The sequence below is a fragment of the Clostridioides sp. LIBA-7678 genome (assembly GCF_056716065.1).
On the sequence record NZ_CP196987.1, the window covers coordinates 3,627,097 to 3,651,112 of the forward strand.

The following is a 24,016-nucleotide window of genomic DNA, read 5'->3' on the forward strand; positions in this document are numbered from 1 at the left end:
ATTTTCAATCTTATTTATAATTTAAGCACTAAGTACTTCAAATTCACTACTTTCACTCTTTATAGTAGGTTTTGTTATCCCTATAATTAATGTTGTTATTACTGTACCAACTAATATGCAAGCTATATACGCAATTGGCGAACTACATGCAAATGGTATTACAAATATTCCTCCATGTGGTGCCATCAAAGTTATATCTAAACTCATACATATTGCTCCACCTATACAAGAACCAATTATATTTGCTGGAATCATTCTTAATGGGTCTGCAGCTGCAAATGGTATTGCTCCTTCTGTTATAAAAGATGCACCCATTATAGCAGTTGGCAGTGCTGACTTTCTTTCTTCTTTAGTAAACTTATTTTTGAATATTAACATAGCTAATGCTATTGCTAATGGAGGTACCATTCCACCTACCATTAATGCTGCTGATGGTTCAAATACATTACTAGAGAACATAGCCAATCCAAACGCTGAAGCTGTTTTATTAATAGGACCTCCCATATCTGAAGCCATCATTCCTGCTAATATTGCACCTAATAATATTTTATTAGTTCCAGACATACCTTGTAACCAAGACTGTAAAGCTTCATTTAACCATGATGCTGGTGTGTTAACTATGAAGAACATTATAGCTCCACTCGTGAATGCAATCAATAGTGGACATATCAGTACAGCATTTACTCCCTTTAATACATCTGGTAAGTTTTCTGTTATCTTTATTACTCCTAAAGCTATATATCCTGTTGCAAATCCTGCTACCATACCACCTAGAAATCCTGAACCTCCAATAACTGCCATAAAACCAGATATCATAGCAGGAGCAAAACCTTGCCTTCCAGCAATTGATTTAGCTATAAAACCAGCAAGTATTGGTATGAATAACTTAAATGCTGAGTCGCCTCCAAGTTGTCCAAAGAATCCAGCTATAGGATTGTATGTTTCATGAGTTGGGTCTGATGCAAATATACCAAACATAAATGCTATAGCTATACCAATCCCACCTATTACTACAAATGGAATCATTTCAGATACACCATTCATTAAGTGTTTATAAATACCTTTTTTCTCTGCTCCTTGAAGTATTTCTTTTGAATCTTCTAAAGTTTTTCCACCTGGCTTAATTTCTTTAGCCATGCCTTTTTCAGCATTTATAATTAATTTTTTTGCTAATGAAACATTCTTAGCATCTGCTACTTTCTTTTGTAATACTTTCTTTCCTATAAATCTACTTGTTTGAATTTCTCTATCACAAGCTATTATCACGTACTCTGCTCTTTTTATATCCTCTTTAGTTAAGTTATTTTCTATACCTATAGCTCCATGTGTTTCTATTTTAACTTCATATCCGAGCTCTTGCCCTGCTTCCTCTAACGCTTTTTTTGCCATAAAAGTATGGGCTATCCCTGTTGGACACCCTGTTATTCCAACTATAAGACCTTTACTTTGATTGTTACTTAAATCTCCTGATTCTACTGCCTTACAATTAAATATATTTAATATTTCATATGGAGTTTCTGCATTTAGTAGATTCTTAATAAGATTTTCATCCATTAAATATGTAGCTAATTTAGATATAATCTTAAGATGAATGTCTAAACCTGATTCTGGAATTGCTATCATAAAAAATGACCTAAGTTTTTGACCATCATTATCCATAATCTCCCTATCTGTTCTTAAATACATCATTACAGGTTGATTTACTGCACTTGACTTGGCATGGGGGATAGCTATTAAATTTCCCATGTTGGTTGGTGATTCTTTTTCTCGTTTATTAATATCAATTATAAATTTTTCTTTATCATTTATATAATTTCCATGATACAAATGATTTGCCATATAATCAATTACATCTTTCTTAGTTTTAAATTGTTTATCTAATACAATACAATCACTACGTAATATTTGCTCTATCATAGACTCTCATCTCCTCGTAATTTATTATCCAATTACTAATTCTTCTTTTTGTGAAAAGCATTTTAATTTATCTATGTCATTAAATAAATTCATTTTAAACTCTATAATCTCCCTTGCAGCTTCTATACATTGTGGATATATAGCATCTGGTTCATACAGACTTGGATTTTGTTGTAATACTTCTCTGCACTTCTTATAATATGCTGATTTAACATCACTTGAAATATTTACTTTACAAACTCCTAGTTTAACTGCTTGTGCTATTTCTTCATCTGGATTTGATGAGCCTCCATGAAGGACTAAAGGTATATCTACTACTTCTTTTATTTCTTTCAATAAGTCTAATCTAAGTTCTGGTTTAAACCCTTTTGGATATATACCATGTGCTGTACCAATTGCAATAGCTAGCGTATCTACTCCTGTTTTTTCAACAAAATCCCTAGCTAATTGTGGATTTGTATATATTATTTCATCAGAACCACCTTCTCCTGATGTTCCAGTTGTCCCTATTGTCCCAAGTTCTCCTTCTACAGATACATTTAATCCTTTTGCTATTTCCACTATTTCTCTAGATATAGCTACATTTTCTTCATATGGTAAATGTGACCCATCAATCATTACTGATGTAAATCCACATCTTATAGCTCTTAATATTTGACTTTTATTTGCTCCATGGTCTAAGTGTATTACCATAGGTACTTTACTCTTATGTGCTTCTTCTATACAACTAGCTACAAAACTATCTTCTAGAAAACTTAACTCATTTGGGTGAATTGCAAGGATTACTGGTGCATTTTTTTCATTAGCACTCTGTACTACCGCTTTAAGTATTTGCCCACTCCCTATATTAAATGCTGGTACTGCAAATTGATTTTCTTGTGCCACTTGTAACATTTCCTTCATATTTATTAACATATTGTACCTCCTGATATTTTAATTTTGATTTATTTGTTGTTGTTTATATTTAAATAATATCAGGGTAATAAAAGTCAGAAAATAACAATCGTTTTCCTTATTGAAAAGGAACTTTTATTATATATTCTTAGTTCCTTTTCAATAAGGAGCTTTTAGAAGTCTGTATCAAAGTTAATTATCTTTCTTAAACTTATTTATTATCAATACTCAATAAGCTCAAAAGCTGACTCTAATAATTGTGATTACTTTGTAAATATTCATTTAAATTCTATCCTCTAGCTATATCATCAATTTATTAAAAGATACAAACATATCAAATACCCTACTTTCATTTACTTGAAAATTAACATTCAATAATAGCATATCTTACATAGATGTTATATTTTACATACCTATAGTTATAAATTTTAAAACACTAGCACTATAGTTAATGCTATATTGACATCAAAAAATCAAAAAGATATTAGCCAGACAGCCAATATCTTTTTGTACATTTCAATGGTAGAGATGATTTATAGGAATCATACTCACAATTATCTAATTTTTAGATGTCATAAGCTTGACATAACACACCAAAATCATACTTCTTGAGTTCATTTCTAAGAAATAAAGAAACTTGGTTTTCTAATCACTAATTTATAAGTTAGTCTCTATTATTTTATGTAAATCTTTTTCTATCTAATTTAAAAATTATTCCTAATGCTATATAACATATCCCAATTACTAATACACCATAAGCCATAGATACTCCTATCTTAAATTCTTGCATATTAGTTACAATGGATATTGAAATAGGTCTATTGTAAACGCCATAAAGCAAGGCTGACATTGTATATTCTCCAATTGTACGAATAAATACCAATATAGCCCCTGAAATTATTCCTGGCATCATATTTGGGATTATTATATTATAAAAGGTTTGCATTCTTCCAGCACCTAAACTCCTTGATGATTCTTCTAGACCTAAATTTATTGACTTCATAGCAACCTCACTGGATGAAAATAGTAATGGCAAGGCATAAATTGTATATGCTATAGGCAAAATATAAAAACCACCTATTAAGGACTCATTAAAAGCGAATATACTTTTTTGATTAAATGTATTAATTAGGTTAACTGCAATGGCACTTGCAGGCATACTCCAAGGTAACATTATAATAAATTTTGCTAGTCGATTATATGTATTATCTTTTTTAATTACTAAATACGAAACTGGTACAGTAATTATCAATCCTAATGCCACTGCCATTAAAGACATTTTCAAACTGTTTAAAATAGGCTGTAATACACGTGTTTTTTGGAAAATCATCTGGTAGTTTTCCAGTGTAAAATCTCTAGGAAATATGGTCGTCATAATTGAATGTGTACTTACAAATGATAAGTATACAATAGTAATTATAGGGAGTATAATAATAATAATTTGTATTTCAATAATAATCTTAAATACAAATGTAAATAAGTCTTTTTTTCTATTATTAACTTTATAGCTTTGAGATTTTAGGGATGATACTACTCCATATTTTTTGCCATAATACTGTAACAAAAGCATAAATGCAATCCCCATTAGTAACAAAGTAATCACTTGAACTGAGGCTATATCCATATGGTTATTAGCCTTAGACCTAACAATCTGAGTACTCAAAACTTTAAAACCACCACCTATAAGATTTGGTGCTGAGAAAGAACTAATCCCTGATGCAAAAGTTATAATAGTAGAAGTTATAACAGCTGGTGTAATAACAGGCCATATTACATCAAAAAATACTCTTAGCTTTGATGCTCCCATTCCCTTTGCAGCTTCAACTGTTGAGTAATCCACATATTTTAAGGCAACATATACATTTAAATAAAAATACACATACTGAGTATAGGCAACTACAAATAAAATTCCCTTTAATCCACTAAAATCATAGGGTTTGTTGATAAATGAGAGTAAAATTTCTATAGATTTTGTAACTATCCCACTTTCTCCATAAAGCTGAATACATGCAATTACCATAATTACTCCAGGAATCATCATCGGACTTAATAAAAGAATATGTATGATTTTTTTGTGTTTATCACAAACAAATGTCATATACAAGGCAAGTGATATACCCATAATTCCACATACAAGTACAGAACCCAATCCCAAAATTATAGTATTGCTTACTACCCTTAAATTATTAGTATTTGAAAAATATTCTTTGAATACTTCAAAAGAATATCCACCTTCACCTTGAAATGCTTGTGCAAAGGTGTTAGCTATTGGAACGATAATATATCCAATCAGAATCCAAAATAATATACTGTATAAAATAATAGAAATAATATTTTTAGATGTGAATTTACTATGGTTTCTTTTTTTAATCATATTATTCACCTTGTAGCACACCTAAATATGCCCTATCCCCTACATTTAATTTATTACTATTATTCAGCCTATTAAGTTCAGTCACTTGATATTTTTTCTCATTATTTGATACTGTATATTCTAAAATTGGACCTAAGAAACGCTTAGATTCTACTTTTACTTTTACAAATCCACTTTGGTTAGTATTTTGCAACAATACCATTTCTTCAGGTCTTTTATAAATATAAGGCTTTGTCTCTTTTTCAATATTAAAATTAACATAATCCTCTTTTTCAATACAGTTTGAAGTACCTACAAAATTTGCCACAAAATTATTCAATGGTCTTTTGTAGACTTCCATTGGCATACCAATTTGAAGAACTTTACCCTTATCCATTACAGCTATTCTATCAGAAATAGCCAAGGCCTCTTGTTGATCATGAGTAATAAATAAAGTAGTAATACCAATTTTTTGCTGTATCTCTCTTATTTCTTCTCTCATTTTGACTCTTAAAGCTACGTCTAGATTAGACATTGGTTCATCTAATAAAAGCATTGTAGGCTCAGTAGCTAATGCTCTTGCTACTGCCACTCTTTGTTGCTGTCCACCAGATAATTCATCAATCTTTTTTTTCCTAAAATCTTTCATTCCTGCCAGTTCTAAATAAGTATCACATTTTTCTACTATAATTTTTTTAGATAATTTTTTTATTTTCAATCCATAAGATACATTTTCTTCTACAGTCATATTTGGAAACAGTGCATAGTTTTGAAAAACAGTCCCCATATTTCTATTTTCTGGTTCTAGATTGGTAATATTCTTATCACCAACATAAATACTCCCAGAAGAAGGTTTTATAAATCCACCAATTATTCTTAAAATGGTTGTTTTACCACATCCAGAAGGCCCTAATAAAGTAAAAAATTCGCCTTCTTTGATGGATATATTAATATCATGTAATACTTTTTCTTTTCCATAATAATGATTAATTTCCTTTAATTCTATATTCTTCATATCGACCCCACAAATTATCTAATATTTATAAATTTTAAATATACACATGATGAATCACTTCACATCATTGACTACTTCATTAATTACTCAAAAGCTATTTTATTTAATATCAGAGTATTAGCATCATTAGGTAGCGTGAATTACAAAAAAACCATGATATACTATAGTTCCCTTATACGTAAAATAGCGAGGAAAATCCTCACTATTTTTGTATATAATATTAAATTATCTAACTAGACTATTTTATAGTTTTATTATTATCTATTATATCTGTTTCCCACTTTTCAATCCAGTTAGATTGATTTTTTCCAATTACAGACCAATCTACATCCATAGCTTTATATTCTTTCGACATCCACTTTGGTGAATCCTTAAATGCAGAATCTAATGTTGGTATACGGTTAAAATCATTTGCAACCATAGATTGAACCTTAGCACTTCCAACAAAATCTACAAATTTAGCTGCTGCATTTGGATGTGGTGCATTTTTTAGAGCTGCTACACAGTCTGTAATTACTACAGAACCATTCTCTGCATCCACAACTTCTAATGGCATAGTATTTTTTTCTTTATTATCTATTATATCACTTAACACTGCAACAGATATAGCAGCTTCACCTTTACCTATTGCTGAATACATAACACTTCCACTATTGTAGTAGTTCTTTATATTTTTATTTAAATCTTCAAGATACTTCCAAGCTTCAGCTTCACTCTTAGTAGTTGAATAGTAATTGATTAAGTTACTAACAGTAGAACGCATAGATGATGATAATGAATCTCTAGTAACTATTAAATCTTTATATTCTTCTTTTGTTAAATCGCTCCAATCTTTTGGTGCTTTATCAGCTGATAATAATTTTGTGTTATAAAACATCATTACTGGTGTTTTTATAGTTCCATACCAATATCCTTCTGAATCTTTATATGACTTGTCCAATTCATTATTCCAACTTGGTTCAGTCTTTTCATATAATCCTTCTTCTTTTAATTGCATATATGTAGATGTATCTCCACCAAACATTACGTCTGCTTGTGGATTATCTTTTTCACTTCTAACGCGGTCTGCTAATTCACCTTTTAAGTTTATAAATTCAACATTAACTCCTGTTTCCTTTGTAAATTCTTCAGAAATCGCTCCTAGCATATCCTCACCATGAGTAGTATATACTACTAATGTATCCTCTAATTTATCACTTTTTGCTATATTATCATTGCTACAAGCTACAAGTGATAATGACATCACTACAGTTGATAAAATAGCTGCTATTTTTCTCTTCATATTGACTCCTCCCCCCATATTCTCCATGTTCATTTTAAATGTTATTATTCTTATAGTCAATGATTCGACAACAATCTATATAATTGTATTTTTCTATAGTCACTTATTTTGTTATTGTTTTTTTCTATATCCATGTTTATTTTTATACATATAATTTTTGTATTCACATTAATCCTTTTTTAATATTAGTATTGTATTTCTTCAAGACATATTTTAAGTATCAGTATTATCATTATATACATAAAAAATGACCTATAAATAGGTCATCTGAACTAATGATTCTATGGTATATGAGATATTTTCTTAAATCATTTATTATTTTTATCATTTACAATACTTTTTTATCTTAAAATAATTATAATCTAACTTTAATCACAAATTATATTACATGCAAATATTTTTAGCAAACTTAATAACTAAATAGCTATATTTCATTAACCATCTTATAAATGTTTATAACCTATCCACTATTCTTCCTCAATAAATTCAAATAAATTTTCCACTGTAGTATTGAATACTTTAGCAATATCCATAGCTAACTTTAAAGAAGGATTATATTTTCCATTTTCTAAGTGTACAATAGTCTCACGTCTTACTCCAACCGATTTAGCAAGTTCATTTTGTGTCATAAGGAGTTTTTCCCTATATTCTTTAATTTTTGTCCTCATCAATATTGCCACTTAGTTACATATCCCCCTTTTATCAAAATACACATACAAAATTAATTTAGATAATGATTGTATAAATAATACTGCAATAAGAATTATGCCAGTGTCCTGGTTTGATATATTTATATTCCTTGTATAAGGAGTTGCAAAGAAAATAGCAATTATAACTATAGAATACATCATTATTGTTATTGCAATCTGATTAACCTTTGATAGTATAAATTTAGATGATTCATCAACTAAATCATTATATTTTTTATTATAAATTAGATAACAACCAAAAACTATTAACCAGCTCAGCCCTGGAAGAGAAGCCGTACTTGGACCTTTAAAAATATACTTAGTCGCTAATACCGCTATAAAAAAATAAGTTATTACAAGTAATTCTAAGATAAGATTTGATTTTACTCCAGTTTCTGATTTAGACATATAAAAATCCTCCTTAAAAGTTATATATTCTTTAGTTTTTGTTTTCATTAATATAATTACTTAATTACATATACCTCTTTTATCAAAATGTATATACAGAATTAATTTAGATAACGATTGTATAAATAAAACTGCTAATAGAATTATACCTATATCCAAATTTGATACATCCAAAGCTCTTGTATGATTAGCTGAAAAGAGAACAGCTATTACAAACATAGAGTACAGCATTATTTTTGATGCAATTTGATCAACCTTTAATAACATAAGTTTTGATGCCTCATCAACTAAATCATTATATTTTTTATTATACATTGAGTCAAATACCCAAAAAACTAATAAGATTATAAAAGTAATCCAAATACCTTCGCCTTTAAAAATAAACTTTTCTAATAATAAGTCTATAAAGAAATAGGATAGCAGCAGGAATTCTGAAACAAGATTTGCTTTAACACCAAGCTTCAATCTAGACATATAAAATCACCCCTTAAAAGTTATATATTTATAACACCTCATGTTATAAATATATAACTTTTCCAAATAAATTGCAAGAAAATATTGTAAATACTTAATAATATTTTTACAAGTATAGTCCATAAAAGATTTCATAATAGATATCTAATGCTTACAAATAATATTATAAAATTACTTTTTTATTCACTCCTATATAACCCGCTCTCTAAAAAATTCTTATACCATAAAAATTTATTCTTTAGTAAGCAGTACAGTACTAGATTAGTTTATTATATCTATTCTCTCAATCATATCATTTACTAACTATTATCCTAATTAATATGAAATATTGAAATGTATAGTTATACAACCTAAATTCACTTCAATATTCTTCAAAAATACCTTTTTGGGCGACTGGAGTGTGATTTTGGATTTCATAATCAAAATAAAAAACCACTTATCTATTGCCATAGAGAAAGTGGTTTAGAATTTGAATTTAAAAATAAATCTTAAATTTATTTATTACAATTCATTAATTCGAAAAAATATTTAGAGTCATGTGTCTTATAAAGATTTAGCCAAGAAGTTAATGCTTCTTCTTTAAAAACATCTAAAACTTTTAAAACTTGTATCGTAAATTCTAATGGTGCAATTCCTGAAGCAGTAATTAAATTTTCATCACTAACTGCAGATTCCATTTTATAATATTTTTCTCCAGAATAACTTGGTATCACCATTTTTAGAAATTCTAAATCATTACTTGTATGATTTCTAAAATCTAGTAAACCTGTTTTAGCTAACCCTAAAGTAGCACCACAAATAGCTGCAACTATAGACCCTTGTTCCAAAGCCCCCTTAGATTTTTCTAATATTTTCTCATGACCCATAGACATCCAAGTATTTCCCCCTGGCAAAATTAATAAATCATTACTTTCAATATTAAGCTCATCAATTGTAATCTCAGGTAAAACTTTTAATCCACCCATTGTTATAATAGGATTTTTATCAACTCCTACTGTAATTACTTTTAGTTGCTTTAATCCTTTTTTGAAATATCTTCCTGTGTTTAATTCAGCAGTTAAATATCCAACTTCCCAATCTGACATAGTATCGAATACATACATATATACTTTTCTATTTTTCATCTTTTACTCCTTATCTTATCAATTAATATACCTACATTGTAAAATAACTTAACTGACATACTCTGTCAGTTAAGTTATTAAATTTGATAGTGATTAATTAATTCAATTAAATCTTCAACCATTTTATCCCTAAGACTTAATGGTTCAATTATTTGTATAGATTTTCTATAAGGTATAAGTATATTTGGTACATATGTAAATATTATCTCTTCTTGAAGTTTAAATATTGCTTTATTTGAAGTCCTTTCTTTCAAATAATATCCTAGAAGCCAATGCTGACATAAGTTGTCCAATGCATTTATCTTTCCTTCTATAACTAATTGTATAGTATTATCTTCATCTTTTGTTTCGTCCATAATCCCCTTTATAAAGAATTCACTTGCTGAAAATTCCTTTGGTCTATTAAAAGTATTTGATGTTTCTATAACACTACTAATTCTATCTAACCTAAAGCTACGAATCTCATTTCTCATTTGGCAAAATGCCACTATGTACCAATTATTATTCCAACGAACAATTCCATATGGATTTATAATCCTACATTTTGATTTTTCTTCACGAGCTGTGCGATAATTAATTTCTACAGATGATTCATTTGCTATACTATTTTTCAACTTTTTAAGTACAGATTCTATGGATATTTTTCCAGTGGGTTTTATTACTTCAAAACCTATTAAATGTTTTATTAAAACTTCTTCTTGTTTTTGATTTGAATACATTTTTAACTTTGAAGTTGCTTTATCTAATGTTTCATCTAAAAAACACCCTTCTTCTTTAGCAAATATAGCTGCATGAAGTAGAGCAGTTTGCTCTTCTGTATTGAAAAAAAGAGGTGCTTTGATGAAATTATTCAAAAGTGTATATCCACCATTATGACCTGTATCTGAAATTATAGGTATTCCACTAGCAGATAATGCATCAATGTGTCTGTAAACAGTTCTTATGTTTATTTCTAGTTTTTCAGATATTTGTTTTGCGGTTATTTTTTTATCTGAGTTTAGCATCCATAATATGGACATCATATTATCAATTTTAGCCATATAGTTTTACCTCTTTGTGTGTGTTTTATAAGTTAATTATATAGGTTATGATTAGTTTTCACAAAAAAAATATTAGCAAAGTGCTAATATTTTTCTTGGATTTTAATGGTGGAGACGAGGGAAGTCTACTATCTACTTTTTATATAATTTAGTTTTTATGTTAGTTTAGTATTTTCAATGAATTCAACATTTAATTTTCCTTATTTATATAAATATCTTATAATTAAGGAATTATAGAATGGGTACAAATTAGATATTATACTTTTAAATGTTTTCTATAGCAATAAATAAGCGCTTTTATCTAACTTCTATTGATTCTATTTCATATTAGTAAATATCATATATGTACTTAGCATCTATCTCTATACTTGCTATTTCAGATTCATTATCTAATGCTTGAGTGTAACCACCATAAGCCCTTCAATTCCCTGCCATTGCTACAGTTTATCTTTAAATTTAGTTTGTTGTTTAAACTTTTAAATTTCTTTATCACTCTTAATGCTTCTACTAAGTTCACTTACACATTCTTGTTTGTATCCATACTTTTCCATGTTGCTTTTTAGATTTCTTGAGTAGTCTTCTATGACTTCCCATTTTTCACTGTTTAAACTATTACCTAAATGGCTGGGGTTATATATTGAATATAAATAATCCCCTTAGCTATCATCAACACCAAAAGATTCGCCTATATACCTGACTTTTCTATAAATTTCAGTTCTATTTATTTACCTAATTATGATTGTTAAGCCTTTATTCTCACTTTAGTATATAATCAAGATTAATAAAAGTTATTTTTTCTCTTAATCAATAGTAACTATGACAATGCTAATGAGCTTCCTAAACTCAATCAATCATATTATTTATTGATTATCCTTTCATTTGATAAAAATAATCCTATTATAGCATCCAATCTATTTTTTACACTAATTTCATTCTCTAATATATCTATTCCCTTTGTCATTATGTACATATCACACTCTTCATTAGCAACTTTATACGTGTTTCCTTCATCCCCATGAGCTAATAATATTGATGATATACCTTTATTTCTATGTACTCCTATATTTAGTCCTGTTAGATAGGATATCATCTGATAATATGCATAATTTCCTAACTTATTTTTTTCATATATATCTACATACTTTGTATCTACAACTAAAATAGGTCTTTCTGTATCTTTCTCTAATATTAAAAAATCTGCATCCATCTTTAAAAAACTATTGTTTTTTAATTTATTAAAATTATTATCAACTTTTACTATAGAGTCTATAGTATGTTGATATCTTAAATAATAATTTTTATATTTTTCATTTATTAGCTCATTTAATAATATAAAAATATATTGCTCAAATAGTAAATCTGTCTTTATCATAAAGTTACAAAATAGTCCATTCCCATGCCTTAATGATGATGCAAATCTATCTTTTAAAATTATTTGAGAGATAGCTATTAAAGTTTCATAATGTGAATTAGTTCTATTTTTACAATAAAAAGTACGATTTATATCTATATTATTTATAACTACAGGATTTATTAATACTGAAAGCTCATTTTTATAAAATAGTAACTTACTCCTAATATCCTTACCTAACTTATATCGTGTAAGAAGCTTATCTATTGCTTTATATAGAATAATATTTTCAGGTGTATAAAATATTAATTCATTAAATTTACAATAAAATTTAGTCCCTAAAATATTTTTTCTTACCTGTTTACTGACATCTAATTTTCCTCTTAGAAAATATATATTCTCTATGTTTTTATTATAATTTTTTGTGTACCCAATTTTACTTATTTTACATAATTCATTTAAAAATGTTAATATAAGAGCTTCAATTAATTTTGTATTACCTTCTTCAACATTCACTAATACTTTTGGGTCTAAGTATAAATATCCTCTTCCATTTATATTTTCATAATCGGATGTAGCAACTCTATTTATCATATTAAATATGTTTAGGACATCTCCAACTTTAGGGTATATCCTATAAATACTATCACCTAAATCTAATACTCCAACTATGTTTTTTCCTTTTACTATTGTCTCATTTTTTCCTTTTGTAAACTCGAAGCAAGTTTTAAATCTCTGCTTAATATACGATAACTCCTTAGAAGAATTCCTAAGTGAAAAGCTTTCATTTTCACTTAAGTTATATATCTTTTTATCTTTTGGTCTATTGCTCATCTTTAATAGCCAACTCTTTTATTAATTCTAGTATGTCTTCACTATCTTTATATACAAAATTACTTGTTTCTCTTTCTATGAACCTTTCAGGTATTACATCTATAATTTCATCATATTCTCCTAAGAAATATTCTTCTAACAAAGGTATTATATCTTGTGTCCACACATCAACTATATTCTCATCTTTGAATACATCTTTTCCCATTAGATATGAATGACCTATCATCTTATCAGGTCCTATAAAACTTATCTTAGATAGTTTTTTATTTATATTTTCTATTGCATCAACTGATTCATATAATAAATTTCTATTATCATTTTCAGTAGATACAAATGTGTATAGTTCTTTTATTAAGTCTAATTTAGGATTACACTTAACAAATCCAAATCTTCTTCTAAGTGCTATATCCATATTAGCTATACTTTTATCACTAGTATTCATTGTTGCTAAAATAAATATATTTTTAGGTATTCCAAATGTATCATTTGTAAAAGGTAATTTAACAACTTGTTCATTGTGAGATCCTAACCTCTTATCTGTTTCTAATAGTGTAATAGTTTCTCCGAATACCTTTGGCATATCACCTCTATTGATTTCATCTATTATTAATACAAAGTTATCACAATAATCCCATGATAATGTACTTTCTAATAATCTATATTTTTCATAGCAAGTTTTCCAATTTTTTATGATACTTAATACTTCATCTTTCTCAGCTTCTGTAATTTCTTGATTCTCAACTTGATTTGAAAGATTCTTCTTTATTAGATTCTTAAGAGCTTTATAACAAATGTCTTTTAATACTCCATTTTTATTGTAATATGCAATTCCTGTATCTATAGTTTTTACAGATATACCTTCTATGAAATTTTCATATTCAAATGATGGATGTAAAGTTATCATATCTATGTTATTTTCTTCATTGTCTCTATACCTAGAGAATAGTTCTTTAAGCTTCGATCTCTTACTTATGAAAGAATCATTTAGTCTATATATTTTTTCACTTTGCGTTTGGTATATAGAATCCTCTTCAGCTACCATACCTAATGAATATTCAGTATTAGTAACATCAGTAACTATTTTCATATTTCTTAATAAGTCTTTACCTTCTTCACTTAAATAATATTCACTTATATATCTAGAATCTTGTGCTTCAGATTCTACAACAAGTCCTAAATCTAATAAGTATGGTATAACCCAGCTTAAAAATTCATTGTCTTCAGCTTTATATCCTAAACATATTTTTAATAACTTATTTTCTTTTTCAGTTCTTTGTATACTTTTAGGTGTACTATATTTAAATATATATCCATTTCTAGCTATAAACCATAATGCTCCAATTATAGTACTCTTCCACATACTCATATTGTGTCTATCAGTATTTTTTATAGAATTTAATACTGCATCTTTAGCAAAGTCAGGTAAGTTTCTTAAGTTGTGTAGATTTATACCTTCATTTAAATTTATTAAATTTTTGTATTCTTCTTTTATTCTTATACCTTCTTGATTTAATCTAACACCCTTTTTATTACCTTGTAGCTTCTCTTCTACTCCTAAATCAAAGTTAGTTACTGCTCTTGAATATTGAGCAAATGTAGAAGATCCTTTGTCTGGCCATTGCTCTCTTGAAATACTTATATCATCTTTTTCTATCATTATAGCCATGAATTTATTTAGTGCTGACATATTCCTATAACAAGTCTTTCCTGGCTTATATTCTCTATCATTTAAAAATTTTGATTTACTTTCATTTTCAACTTTATCATATTCAAAGAATTTTTCAAATGCTTTGTTAGCTATTTGTAAATTTATTTCTGTATTATTATTTTCTGTACTAGTTTCTGCCCCTAAATTCTTTAGTTCATTATCTATATTAGGATTTATTATTCTAAGCGCAGCCTCTCTAGCTTCATATGTTTTTCCTGTCCCTGGCGGTCCATAGTATAATATTTGTTTTTTACTCATAAAGAATTCCCTCCATAAATCGTTATATTTCCTATTTTAACCTTTTATGTTATATATTTTCAAACCAATCTTTATCTATAGTTATTTTTTCGACCATTTCTACTTCTACACCTAATCCCAGTTCTTTTAAGTGTTTTGTTAGTTCATCTCCATCTATTACGTCTATTGGTGTAGCACCATCTCTCTGAGCTTCTTTTATAGCTTTTCTTGAAAATATACCTGTTGTTATTACTAATCCTTTATCTGCTCTTCCTACCATAGCACCTCTAAAGTCTCTTATTATAGAAGCTCCAACAGTACCTGAATATCTTTTAGCCTGAAATACTACATGAAATGATAATACTCCACCTAGTTTTAATATCCCCTTTCCGTCAATACCTCCATCACATGATCTTTTAGTTACTTCCACATTTACAAATCCTAATTCTCTTAATAAGCGTTGGCATAATTTTTCAAATCTATCTGGTTCAATTTTTTTTACTATTTCAAGTATCTCATCTTTCCATACATACTCATCATTGCCACATTCAATATCAATTACTTGATTATCTACTATAAGTTCTAAATCTGAATCTTTTTTATTCTTTTTACTCTTTACCTGCCTTGCTCTATTGATTAAATCAACTGATTGTATATCTTCTACTTCTTTACCAACTGAAGTTATAGACCATACTCCTCTTTTACTATTTTCAATATATCCAACATTTTTCAAATTAGTTCTAGCCCAAGCTGCTCTATATTTTAATTTAGTAGTACTATTATCATGCATATAATTTATTTCTTCATCTGTTAAATTTAATATTTTGGCAATCTCATCATCTATTTCACTAATAGTAGCTGACCCTCCAAGAGTATCTATTGCTTGAAAACATGGAATCATTAAATCTTCATATGTATAATTAAACATAAATTCCCCCTAATTATCTAAAATTTGTTTTTATAAAAACAAAAATGGTATCATTTTCCATAATACCATTTTACTAATTTAATCCAAATATGTCTTTATCTTACTTGCTAAATTAAATGCTAAATTAACAGGAACACAGTTCCCAACTTGTTTATATTGACTAGTCTTTGACCCTGTTATAATAAAATTATCTGGTATCGATTGTAATCTACAACACTCTCTAACAGATGGAATTCTATTCTCTTCATAATGGAAGTAGTTTCTATGACCTGTATCTACTGTGTGTGATGGCTCTTGACTATTCATTCTTTGGAAAGCCTTATTATATTTTCTGACATTCCAAAATTCTTCTGGTAAATCTTTAATACTTCCACCATCTTTTATTTGAGATATTATATCTATAGTTTGTTCTGTATGTTTTGTTTGTTCATGATTGTATATTTCAACACTATCATTTCTAATCTCTCTTTGGAAATCATTTAATGGTTCATTATTATATTTTAATCCTTCATCAGCATTATTTAATTTATCTAATGATGGTAAATCTCCTAAAGCTTCTTTCGTAGATATCTTATATCCTAACGATTCAGGGAACTCAAACTTTTTACCATTCTTTAACCCAACAAAAAATACTCTCAGCCTTTTTTGTGGTACTCCATAATCAGATGAATCTAATATCTTAGCTTCTACTGTATATCCTAATGATCCAAATCTTTCTTTTATATCATAATAGAACATTCCTTTGTTTAATGTAAGTAGTCCTTTTACATTCTCTATAACAAAGAAATCTGGCATAACTTCTTTTACAACTCTATAGTATTCTAAATATAAAAAGTTTCTATCATCTTCTACATTCCTAGTTCCAACTGTACTAAATCCTTGACATGGAGGTCCACCTATTATTCCTGTAATATGATGCTTTGAAGTTATTTCTTTTATCATTTCATTGTCTAATAGCTTTATATCCATATTTTTTGCTATTTTATTTTCACGATTGTAATTATATGTTTCTATAGCATCTTTCCATACGTCTATTGCTAAAATACTTTCAAATCCAGCCTTTTCAAATCCTTGGCTAAATCCTCCAAGACCACAAAATAAGTCTATTATCTTTGGCTTATTGCTCATTATCTAAAACCTCCATTATACCTTTCGCTATAGCTTTTGCTAATAACGGTGGAACTGCATTACCTACTTGTCTATATTGGCTAGTTCTAGACCCTAAGAATTCGAATTCATCATTAAATGATTGTAATCTAGCTGCTTCTCTAACTGTTGGTATTCTATGATACAAAGGATGGAAATAATTACTATGTGCATTACCTGTATCAATAGTTACTGAACAATCTACTTCATTTAATCTTTTATAAGCTGATGAATGTCTATTACTTCTTTGATTATCAAATAATTCTAGTGGTATATCTCTCCAGTTTCCACCTTGTGGAACACAAGCTATTCTATCTTGAACTTTTTGGGCTGGATATTTTATAAGATGATTCATTATTGTATTTTGACTATTTCTTAAATATTTCTGATAATCTGTTTGTGGATCTGTATCTAATAAATATATATCTTGTCCTTCTCTTAAGTGATATAATTCACCTATTGCCTCTTTAACTGTCACTATTTTTCCTATTTTTTTAAGACTATCAAAATCAAATTCAATTCCATCTCTTATCGCAACAAAAAATGCTCTTTCTCTTCTCTGAGGAACTCCATAATCACTAGCACTTAAAACTCTTGAATTTATAGAATATCCTAATTCTTTAAATATACTATATATTTTTTCTTTTGCATATCCATTGTTAATCGTTAATATGCCTTTTACATTTTCTATTAAAACCGCTTTTGGTCTTACAAGTTCAACAAACTTCATATATTCAAAAAACAACTTGTTTCTTGGGTCTTCATCTTCTTTTTTATATCTATTGGCCGTGGAAAATCCTTGACATGGTGGACCTCCTATTATAATGTCTACATCTTTTATATTTGTAAACATATTAGGAATATCCTCATTATCTAGGGCTAACAAGTCTATACATTTAGCTTGGGACTTTGGAAAATTATGTTGGAATGTATTTATAGCATCTTGATTTACATCTATACCTCCAAATATTTCGCAACCTGCTAGTTCAAAACCTAAACTAATTCCTCCACATCCACAGAATAAGTCTAATACTTTATATGCCATTTTTATTACCTCATTTCCGTTGCTATTTATAAATTAAATCTTTTATTAAAATTTGTTTCATTTTCGATATTTAAATAATCACGTAACTTGCTCATAGATTTTTGATTCAATACTAATTGCAAATACTTTAAGTTACCCACTTGATAGTAATAATGATATCCAAAAGTTTTTCTCAAAGTTTCATTTCCTATAGATATGTCTAAATCACATTTTTTTGCTGCTTCATTTAAAATCCTATATAAATGAGATCTATCTATAGGTTCTTCTCCTCTATTACTTTTAAACAAATACTTATTTCTTTCATCCCCTATATTGTTAAATAAAAGATATTCTTTTATAGCATCTCTTGTATTTTTTGTAATGTCATATTTGATTCCATTGATACTTATTGAATCTCTAATATTATTAGAATCTAATATATCTTCAATTTTGAGATTTAGTATTTTACAAGTTTTTATACCCGTATTTATCCCCATTACAAAAATCAAATAATTTCTTAAGTTCTTTGACTTCAAATATTTTTTTATTTTATTTATGTCTTCTATATTTTTTATAGGTTCTACTAATTTCATAATTAATCAATCCTAACTATTAATACATCTTAATATCTATTTTTTTACTTTTGCTGTATTTAATTATATATATTTATTATTATTTTTTCAATATTTTTTTATTTATACATAATTTCTACAACTTTTTATATTATGGATCTCTTTTTTTAACTTACTCTTAATCGTCCTCATACAATCTACATAATCGCTTCGATAGCTCTGGCCATACTCTTCTCTATATATGCTCTACCCTCTCTTTAATATCTAAATCCATATATAGTATTCACAAGGATATCTAGCCCTAAGATATCACCTCATATTAGCACATCTTTAAGCATCACCTATAAATTATATCCATAGTGCCTTAGAAACATTCTTATACCTCTATTTAGTTTATTTACTATGAATTTAGTCTCTTCTATATCATCATAACTAATATTTAAGATATTATTTTATTTAGCTCCTTAGACAAATAATTTTTACTCTTCAGTTTTATAATATCTCTCAGTTATCTTTTCAATAAACAGGTCAAGCTTCTGATAAACAATCGCATCCAATTCATTTTCAACTTTCCACAGTTCGAAACCATATTGAATTATGCTATAGTGTTCTTTCATACTTGTATACTATTACTTATTTTTAACTTCTCTATTTTCCATATAGCTTTCATGTATCGATATTTTATAGTCATTTTTGATTGAACTATCAAGAACTTTTGAACTTTATCTATATGAAGACTTCTCGAAGCACTTACCACTTATTGTAAAGCTCCATGTGTATATTTCTAAATACTTACTATTTCTTTGACTTGCTTTTTTTAGCTCTATCTCTTGGATTACATAGTTCAATCTTCTTTCCTTAAACAAAAAACTCAATGGAAACTATAGTTATATCTAGAGATATATCCATTAAATTAAAAACTCTTAAAGCTAATCAAAATGAATTTAAACTTATATCATCAGGTTTATATAAAGACTCTAACTATGTATTTTGTAATGAATTAGGAGAACTGTTTAATGAAAATAAACCTAATAAAATCTTAACTACTATTTTAAATAAAAGCTGGATTGATCCTATCAAATTCCATGCCTTAAGATATACATATTCCACTAGGTTATTCGAAGCTAAGATTCTACCTAAAACAACTCAACCCTACTTGGCCACTCTAATATAAGTATTACTATTGATATTTACACTCATATTATGGAAGATAAAAAAGCATAGATTATATATAAATTAAATTCATTAATATTTAATAGAAAAAATTTATACTTTTAAAGCTCTTGTTCATATTTTGATACAGTTTCTATTTCTTTCAATGCGTTTTTAAAATCATTTTGATATATATAAGACCTAGTCATATTTAATTGTTGTTTGAACATTTCATATAAGCTAGAATCAAATTTTAATGCTTCTAAAATTAAGTTCATATTATTATCTACAAATTTAATATATTCTGTAGAATTCTTATCTATTTTTCTTGATTTATATTTTAATGCTAGATCATTTATATAATTTTTACTTATTTAATCTAGAAGAGTTTATAACATTTTTCATTTGTTATAATTTTATATCAAATATTTGAAATTGATTATCATATTTGGAACATGCAAATACATATTTTTTACCATGCTTTATATCTAGCTTTTCTAATAATGTACTTACTGATTTAAAATCAAAGTAATTTGACTTCACCTGTACATATACTTCATTATCCTTAAAAATAATAGTAAAATCATTTATTTGTTCAAAAGTTATCTCTTGATAATCTTTCTTATCTATATTATCAAATAAATAAATTAGGCTTACACAATCTTGAATTGCAGTTCCTGTATAATTAATTACACCACCTGTATTTTTTCTACTAAAATATTCTTTAATCCATATTTTTACTCCTCTTTACTAAAAAATAATTCTTCTACTATTGTATCTAAAGCACTAAACAGTTTAACCATCAAATCATTGCTTGGATTATTAGCCTTACCTCTTTCCAAATTAGATAAATAATATCTTGATATACCAACTCTATCTGCCAGGTCTTGTTGATTTAGACCTTTTTTAATACTAAATATTTTTAAATTGATTCCCATACTTTTTCTTCCTTTTTTCTAGTTTACATTCGTAAACTTTACATTTTAATTATAATGTCGACATATGTATACTGTCAATAAAAATATATTATTTTTCTGTTCTCATTTGTGTACTTTTGGGCTATACTTTATACGAGGTGATAATGTTGCAAATTGGAAGAAACTTAAAAAAGATAAGAAAACAAAAAGAACTAACACAGATTCAACTTGCTGAAATTAGTGGCATCTCAAGAAATGCTCTAATAAATTATGAAAATGATAAAAGAATACCTAGTATAGATACCTTATCAAAACTCGCTAAAGCTTTGAAAATTGAAAAGACTATCTTTTATTTTGATATTGAAAATGAAGTAATGACTAATGAAGATATTTTATACTTTTTACAGTCTTTATTCCCAGAAGAATACTATTCTTTTGATGAATTTTTAAATGCTATTTCAAATCTTATGGAAGATGATGATATTAGGATTACCTCAAGTTTATTGCTAGGTGCTTGGTCTGATAAAGACCAATATTATAAACTTGGTGAAAAATTAGAACTAAATGAAAATCAAGTTTATAATTGGATACTTTCAGATTGTATATCTAATACTGAATTAGATTTTTCATTACATCCTGATGATATAAAAGAAATTATTAAAAATGATGTTCTTACAAAACAATCAATTGACGAATTATTAGATATTGGTCTATCAGAAGAAAATATAGAAGCAATCTATGATTACTTTAGTGAGGCAACAGATAATGGGAGTAACATTCGACTAAAAAAGTTAATATCTCAAAAAGAAAATATGACTATTAAAAATAATGATTACTTTAAATTATTACAAGAAAATAATGAATTAAAGGAAAAAAATAAAAAGCTTGAAAATACACTTAAAGAAATAAAAAAACTACTAAATAAAATATAAAAATATATCAATAGTATCTAAAACAATGGTAAAAAACTATGAAAGGAGCTACAATCATGAATAAATCATATATACCAAAATACACACATAAATTCCCTACTAATCTACCTCATGGAGATAAAAAATATACTTTAACATACATTAGAAGAATGATAAGTGAATTTGTATATGATATGAGTAACCTAGAAAATAACCCCTTTACATTCCCAGAAGTACAAACATTACTTGATGGTATAACAGTAGGTGGACATAAATTAAGTGACCAAAATCAAATACTAAATATAAAATCATCATGGGATTATGTAATAAAATTAAGTAACAAAGAAAACTTATCTTTAAATAAAGATACAATTTACTCTATACATAAAATAGTTGCAAAAGATGAAACTCTAATCGTTGGAGACTTCAGAAATGGTAATATAGGTATAGCTGGTACTACTCAATATGAATGCATAGAAGCCACTCTATTAAATGATTTATTTGTAAATGACATAAATATCATAAATAAAATAACTAACCCCTTAGAAAAGGCTATAATAATAAATTTATGGTTATCCTATTGCCAATTCTTCTATGATGGCAACAAAAGAACTGCTAGACTTACATCAAACCTAATACTTATAAGTAATGATATAGGAGTTCTATCAATACCAGCTAAGCATAAACAAGAGTACAACACATTGATGCTAAACTTCTATGAAACACTAGAAGCTGATGAAGTTATAAAATTCTTATTAGAGAAATGTATTACATTCTTTGATGGATATAACTATAAATCATATAAGGAGCTGTCTAAAAATGGCAACTAAAAGAGCTAATGGAGAAGGCTCTATCGGAAAATATAAAGATGGTTGGCGTTCCCGTATAATGATTGGTTACAATGAAGATGGTAAACCAATAAGAAAAGAATTTTATGGTAATACTCAAAAGGAAGTTAAAGATAAATTAGATGCTTATAAAAAACAATATTATTTAAGCTCTGATATTTCAGATGATAAAATAACTTTAGAGCATTGGTTTTACAATTGGTTGTTTGAATATAGAATAAAAGATTTAAAACCTAAGTCATTTGAAAGATATGAAAGCATCTATCGTAATTATATTAAAGATACTGATTTAGGTAATGTTAAATTAAAAGACTTAAGAGTATCTCACATACAAAAATATTACAATAGATTGCTTGATTCCAATAAAAGTATACCTACTATAAGACAAATAAACACTAAACTGAAAACCTGCTTATCGGAAGCTGAAAAACAAGGTCTTATACAACGTAATTATTGTACTATGGCAAATATACCAGTTGAAAAAAAGGAAAATAAGCTTGAAATATTGACTCTTGAACAACAAAAGAGTTTTATAAAAGCTATAGATGGTCATAAATTAGAGGCATTATTTTTACTTGCCCTTGGTACTGGACTTAGATTAGGAGAATTATTAGGACTTAAATGGTTTGATATTGATTTTAAAAAGTCCAATTTAACAGTTAAAAGAACTCTTCAAAGAACATATCTTATAGATAAAAATGGAAATAGAGAGCTTAAAGTATTAGAGCAAGAGCCAAAGACATCAAATTCTTACAGAACTGTACCTATTCCAAAAGATGTTTTAAATAAATTGAAAGAACATAAAGTAAATCAAAATGTAGATATATTAAAAGCTGGAGAATTATATAGAAATTATAATTATGTATTTTGCAATGAATTAGGTATCTCTATAGATGATAAAAGACCACTAAGGAATCTAAAATCTATATTAAACAGCTTAGATATAGAACCTATAAAGTTTCATGGCCTTAGGAAAACTTATGCAACTAGACTTTTTGAGAATGATGTCCCTCCTAAAACTGTACAAGTTTTAATGGGTCATTATGATATATCAATAACTTTGAATATATATACTCAAGTTATGGAAGATAAGAAGGTTGAAGCTGTAGAAAAGTTGGATAAAATATTTTCATTGTAAAAATCAAATACATATAAATATTGTGATTTCATATAGTTAATTACAAAATCAAAA

22 protein-coding genes are annotated in these 24,016 nt (G+C 27.3%); 4 read left to right on the forward strand and 18 right to left on the reverse strand.

The annotated features are described in order from the left end of the window. Positions 1-21: 21 nt before the first annotated feature. From ACTG46_RS16810 to ACTG46_RS16885, 16 genes are all read right to left on the reverse strand, one after another. Positions 22-1,917 carry a PTS fructose transporter subunit IIABC gene (locus tag ACTG46_RS16810; protein WP_479923251.1) on the reverse strand — a complete coding sequence of 632 codons (1,896 nt, stop codon included), beginning with the start codon at positions 1,915-1,917 and terminating at the stop codon, positions 22-24. A gap of 24 nt (positions 1,918-1,941) precedes the next feature. Next, complete coding sequence (locus ACTG46_RS16815) at positions 1,942-2,832, reverse strand: ketose-bisphosphate aldolase (protein WP_219672807.1); 891 nt, start codon at positions 2,830-2,832, stop codon at positions 1,942-1,944. A 658-nt stretch (positions 2,833-3,490) separates the two neighbouring features. Continuing rightward, positions 3,491-5,185 (reverse strand): ABC transporter permease, encoded by a 1,695-nt coding sequence (locus ACTG46_RS16820; RefSeq protein WP_479923252.1) that lies wholly within the window; start codon positions 5,183-5,185, stop codon positions 3,491-3,493. Position 5,186: 1 nt separating this feature from the next. Further along, the gene (locus ACTG46_RS16825; RefSeq protein WP_479923253.1) at positions 5,187-6,179 is read right to left on the reverse strand and encodes an ABC transporter ATP-binding protein; all 993 of its coding nucleotides are present in this window, start codon (positions 6,177-6,179) and stop codon (positions 5,187-5,189) included. 238 nt (positions 6,180-6,417) lie between these two features. Beyond that, a complete protein-coding gene (locus tag ACTG46_RS16830; RefSeq protein ID WP_479923254.1) occupies positions 6,418-7,461 on the reverse strand; it encodes an extracellular solute-binding protein in 1,044 nt (347 codons plus the stop codon). Positions 7,462-7,928: 467 nt separating this feature from the next. Then, positions 7,929-8,129 carry a helix-turn-helix transcriptional regulator gene (locus ACTG46_RS16835; RefSeq protein ID WP_407964023.1) on the reverse strand — a complete coding sequence of 67 codons (201 nt, stop codon included), beginning with the start codon at positions 8,127-8,129 and terminating at the stop codon, positions 7,929-7,931. Between the two features lie 12 nt (positions 8,130-8,141). After that, positions 8,142-8,558, reverse strand: a complete 417-nt coding sequence (locus ACTG46_RS16840; RefSeq protein ID WP_479923255.1) for a hypothetical protein — start codon at positions 8,556-8,558, stop codon at positions 8,142-8,144. A gap of 60 nt (positions 8,559-8,618) precedes the next feature. Next, positions 8,619-9,032 (reverse strand): hypothetical protein, encoded by a 414-nt coding sequence (locus ACTG46_RS16845; RefSeq protein ID WP_479923256.1) that lies wholly within the window; start codon positions 9,030-9,032, stop codon positions 8,619-8,621. A 494-nt stretch (positions 9,033-9,526) separates the two neighbouring features. Then, on the reverse strand, positions 9,527-10,156 hold the full coding sequence (locus ACTG46_RS16850; RefSeq protein ID WP_231301085.1) for a type 1 glutamine amidotransferase family protein: 630 nt from the start codon (positions 10,154-10,156) through the stop codon (positions 9,527-9,529). A 77-nt stretch (positions 10,157-10,233) separates the two neighbouring features. Further along, positions 10,234-11,196, reverse strand: coding sequence for a helix-turn-helix transcriptional regulator (locus ACTG46_RS16855; RefSeq protein WP_479923257.1), 963 nt, complete (start codon positions 11,194-11,196; stop codon positions 10,234-10,236). A gap of 856 nt (positions 11,197-12,052) precedes the next feature. After that, positions 12,053-13,381 (reverse strand): 5-methylcytosine restriction system specificity protein McrC, encoded by a 1,329-nt coding sequence (locus ACTG46_RS16860; RefSeq protein WP_479923258.1) that lies wholly within the window; start codon positions 13,379-13,381, stop codon positions 12,053-12,055. Continuing rightward, a complete protein-coding gene (locus ACTG46_RS16865) occupies positions 13,371-15,347 on the reverse strand; it encodes an AAA family ATPase (RefSeq protein WP_479923259.1) in 1,977 nt (658 codons plus the stop codon). Before ACTG46_RS16865 ends, ACTG46_RS16860 begins: the two co-directional genes overlap by 11 nt. A 49-nt stretch (positions 15,348-15,396) precedes the next feature. Further along, a complete protein-coding gene (locus ACTG46_RS16870; protein WP_479923260.1) occupies positions 15,397-16,254 on the reverse strand; it encodes a restriction endonuclease in 858 nt (285 codons plus the stop codon). 78 nt (positions 16,255-16,332) lie between these two features. Next, entirely contained in the window at positions 16,333-17,382 is a 1,050-nt protein-coding gene (locus tag ACTG46_RS16875) for a DNA cytosine methyltransferase (RefSeq protein ID WP_407963995.1), read from the reverse strand. Continuing rightward, positions 17,372-18,445 (reverse strand): DNA cytosine methyltransferase, encoded by a 1,074-nt coding sequence (locus tag ACTG46_RS16880; protein WP_407963994.1) that lies wholly within the window; start codon positions 18,443-18,445, stop codon positions 17,372-17,374. Before ACTG46_RS16880 ends, ACTG46_RS16875 begins: the two co-directional genes overlap by 11 nt. Positions 18,446-18,471: 26 nt before the next feature. Beyond that, on the reverse strand, positions 18,472-19,017 hold the full coding sequence (locus ACTG46_RS16885) for a tyrosine-type recombinase/integrase (protein ID WP_407963993.1): 546 nt from the start codon (positions 19,015-19,017) through the stop codon (positions 18,472-18,474). A gap of 853 nt (positions 19,018-19,870) precedes the next feature. Here ACTG46_RS16885 and ACTG46_RS16890 point away from each other — a divergent pair. After that, positions 19,871-20,170: a tyrosine-type recombinase/integrase gene (locus ACTG46_RS16890; RefSeq protein WP_407963991.1), complete on the forward strand. Its 300-nt coding sequence runs from the start codon at positions 19,871-19,873 to the stop codon at positions 20,168-20,170. A gap of 100 nt (positions 20,171-20,270) precedes the next feature. Here ACTG46_RS16890 and ACTG46_RS16895 read toward each other — a convergent pair whose 3' ends face one another. Both ACTG46_RS16895 and ACTG46_RS16900 read right to left on the reverse strand, forming a co-directional pair. Next, entirely contained in the window at positions 20,271-20,426 is a 156-nt protein-coding gene (locus ACTG46_RS16895) for a hypothetical protein (protein WP_479923261.1), read from the reverse strand. A 459-nt stretch (positions 20,427-20,885) separates the two neighbouring features. Beyond that, the gene (locus ACTG46_RS16900; RefSeq protein WP_479923262.1) at positions 20,886-21,086 is read right to left on the reverse strand and encodes a helix-turn-helix transcriptional regulator; all 201 of its coding nucleotides are present in this window, start codon (positions 21,084-21,086) and stop codon (positions 20,886-20,888) included. Positions 21,087-21,229: 143 nt separating this feature from the next. Here ACTG46_RS16900 and ACTG46_RS16905 point away from each other — a divergent pair, with 143 nt between their 5' ends. Genes ACTG46_RS16905 through ACTG46_RS16915 form a run of 3 tightly spaced genes read left to right on the forward strand, consistent with a single transcriptional unit; the run spans position 21,230 to position 23,962 of the window. Then, a complete protein-coding gene (locus ACTG46_RS16905; protein ID WP_479923263.1) occupies positions 21,230-21,997 on the forward strand; it encodes a helix-turn-helix domain-containing protein in 768 nt (255 codons plus the stop codon). A gap of 56 nt (positions 21,998-22,053) precedes the next feature. Further along, entirely contained in the window at positions 22,054-22,806 is a 753-nt protein-coding gene (locus tag ACTG46_RS16910; RefSeq protein WP_479923264.1) for a Fic family protein, read from the forward strand. Beyond that, positions 22,796-23,962 (forward strand): tyrosine-type recombinase/integrase, encoded by a 1,167-nt coding sequence (locus ACTG46_RS16915; protein WP_479923265.1) that lies wholly within the window; start codon positions 22,796-22,798, stop codon positions 23,960-23,962. Before ACTG46_RS16910 ends, ACTG46_RS16915 begins: the two co-directional genes overlap by 11 nt. Positions 23,963-24,016 lie beyond the last annotated feature (54 nt).

Excerpts from the sequence above, each read along its gene's own strand:
- ACTG46_RS16905 (WP_479923263.1), top strand. The coding sequence starts at position 21,230 with ATGTTGCAAATTGGAAGAAACTTAAAAAAGATAAGAAAACAAAAAGAA.
- ACTG46_RS16810 (WP_479923251.1), bottom strand. The coding sequence starts at position 1,917 with ATGATAGAGCAAATATTACGTAGTGATTGTATTGTATTAGATAAACAA.
- ACTG46_RS16875 (WP_407963995.1), bottom strand. The coding sequence starts at position 17,382 with ATGAGCAATAAGCCAAAGATAATAGACTTATTTTGTGGTCTTGGAGGA.
- ACTG46_RS16895 (WP_479923261.1), bottom strand. The coding sequence starts at position 20,426 with ATGAACTTAATTTTAGAAGCATTAAAATTTGATTCTAGCTTATATGAA.
- ACTG46_RS16915 (WP_479923265.1), top strand. The coding sequence starts at position 22,796 with ATGGCAACTAAAAGAGCTAATGGAGAAGGCTCTATCGGAAAATATAAA.
- ACTG46_RS16845 (WP_479923256.1), bottom strand. The coding sequence starts at position 9,032 with ATGTCTAGATTGAAGCTTGGTGTTAAAGCAAATCTTGTTTCAGAATTC.
- ACTG46_RS16865 (WP_479923259.1), bottom strand. The coding sequence starts at position 15,347 with ATGAGTAAAAAACAAATATTATACTATGGACCGCCAGGGACAGGAAAA.
- ACTG46_RS16815 (WP_219672807.1), bottom strand. The coding sequence starts at position 2,832 with ATGTTAATAAATATGAAGGAAATGTTACAAGTGGCACAAGAAAATCAA.
- ACTG46_RS16870 (WP_479923260.1), bottom strand. The coding sequence starts at position 16,254 with ATGTTTAATTATACATATGAAGATTTAATGATTCCATGTTTTCAAGCA.
- ACTG46_RS16910 (WP_479923264.1), top strand. The coding sequence starts at position 22,054 with ATGAATAAATCATATATACCAAAATACACACATAAATTCCCTACTAAT.
- ACTG46_RS16890 (WP_407963991.1), top strand. The coding sequence starts at position 19,871 with ATGGAAACTATAGTTATATCTAGAGATATATCCATTAAATTAAAAACT.
- ACTG46_RS16885 (WP_407963993.1), bottom strand. The coding sequence starts at position 19,017 with ATGAAATTAGTAGAACCTATAAAAAATATAGAAGACATAAATAAAATA.
- ACTG46_RS16835 (WP_407964023.1), bottom strand. The coding sequence starts at position 8,129 with ATGAGGACAAAAATTAAAGAATATAGGGAAAAACTCCTTATGACACAA.
- ACTG46_RS16825 (WP_479923253.1), bottom strand. The coding sequence starts at position 6,179 with ATGAAGAATATAGAATTAAAGGAAATTAATCATTATTATGGAAAAGAA.
- ACTG46_RS16880 (WP_407963994.1), bottom strand. The coding sequence starts at position 18,445 with ATGGCATATAAAGTATTAGACTTATTCTGTGGATGTGGAGGAATTAGT.
- ACTG46_RS16830 (WP_479923254.1), bottom strand. The coding sequence starts at position 7,461 with ATGAAGAGAAAAATAGCAGCTATTTTATCAACTGTAGTGATGTCATTA.
- ACTG46_RS16850 (WP_231301085.1), bottom strand. The coding sequence starts at position 10,156 with ATGAAAAATAGAAAAGTATATATGTATGTATTCGATACTATGTCAGAT.
- ACTG46_RS16860 (WP_479923258.1), bottom strand. The coding sequence starts at position 13,381 with ATGAGCAATAGACCAAAAGATAAAAAGATATATAACTTAAGTGAAAAT.
- ACTG46_RS16900 (WP_479923262.1), bottom strand. The coding sequence starts at position 21,086 with ATGGGAATCAATTTAAAAATATTTAGTATTAAAAAAGGTCTAAATCAA.
- ACTG46_RS16840 (WP_479923255.1), bottom strand. The coding sequence starts at position 8,558 with ATGTCTAAATCAGAAACTGGAGTAAAATCAAATCTTATCTTAGAATTA.
- ACTG46_RS16855 (WP_479923257.1), bottom strand. The coding sequence starts at position 11,196 with ATGGCTAAAATTGATAATATGATGTCCATATTATGGATGCTAAACTCA.
- ACTG46_RS16820 (WP_479923252.1), bottom strand. The coding sequence starts at position 5,185 with ATGATTAAAAAAAGAAACCATAGTAAATTCACATCTAAAAATATTATT.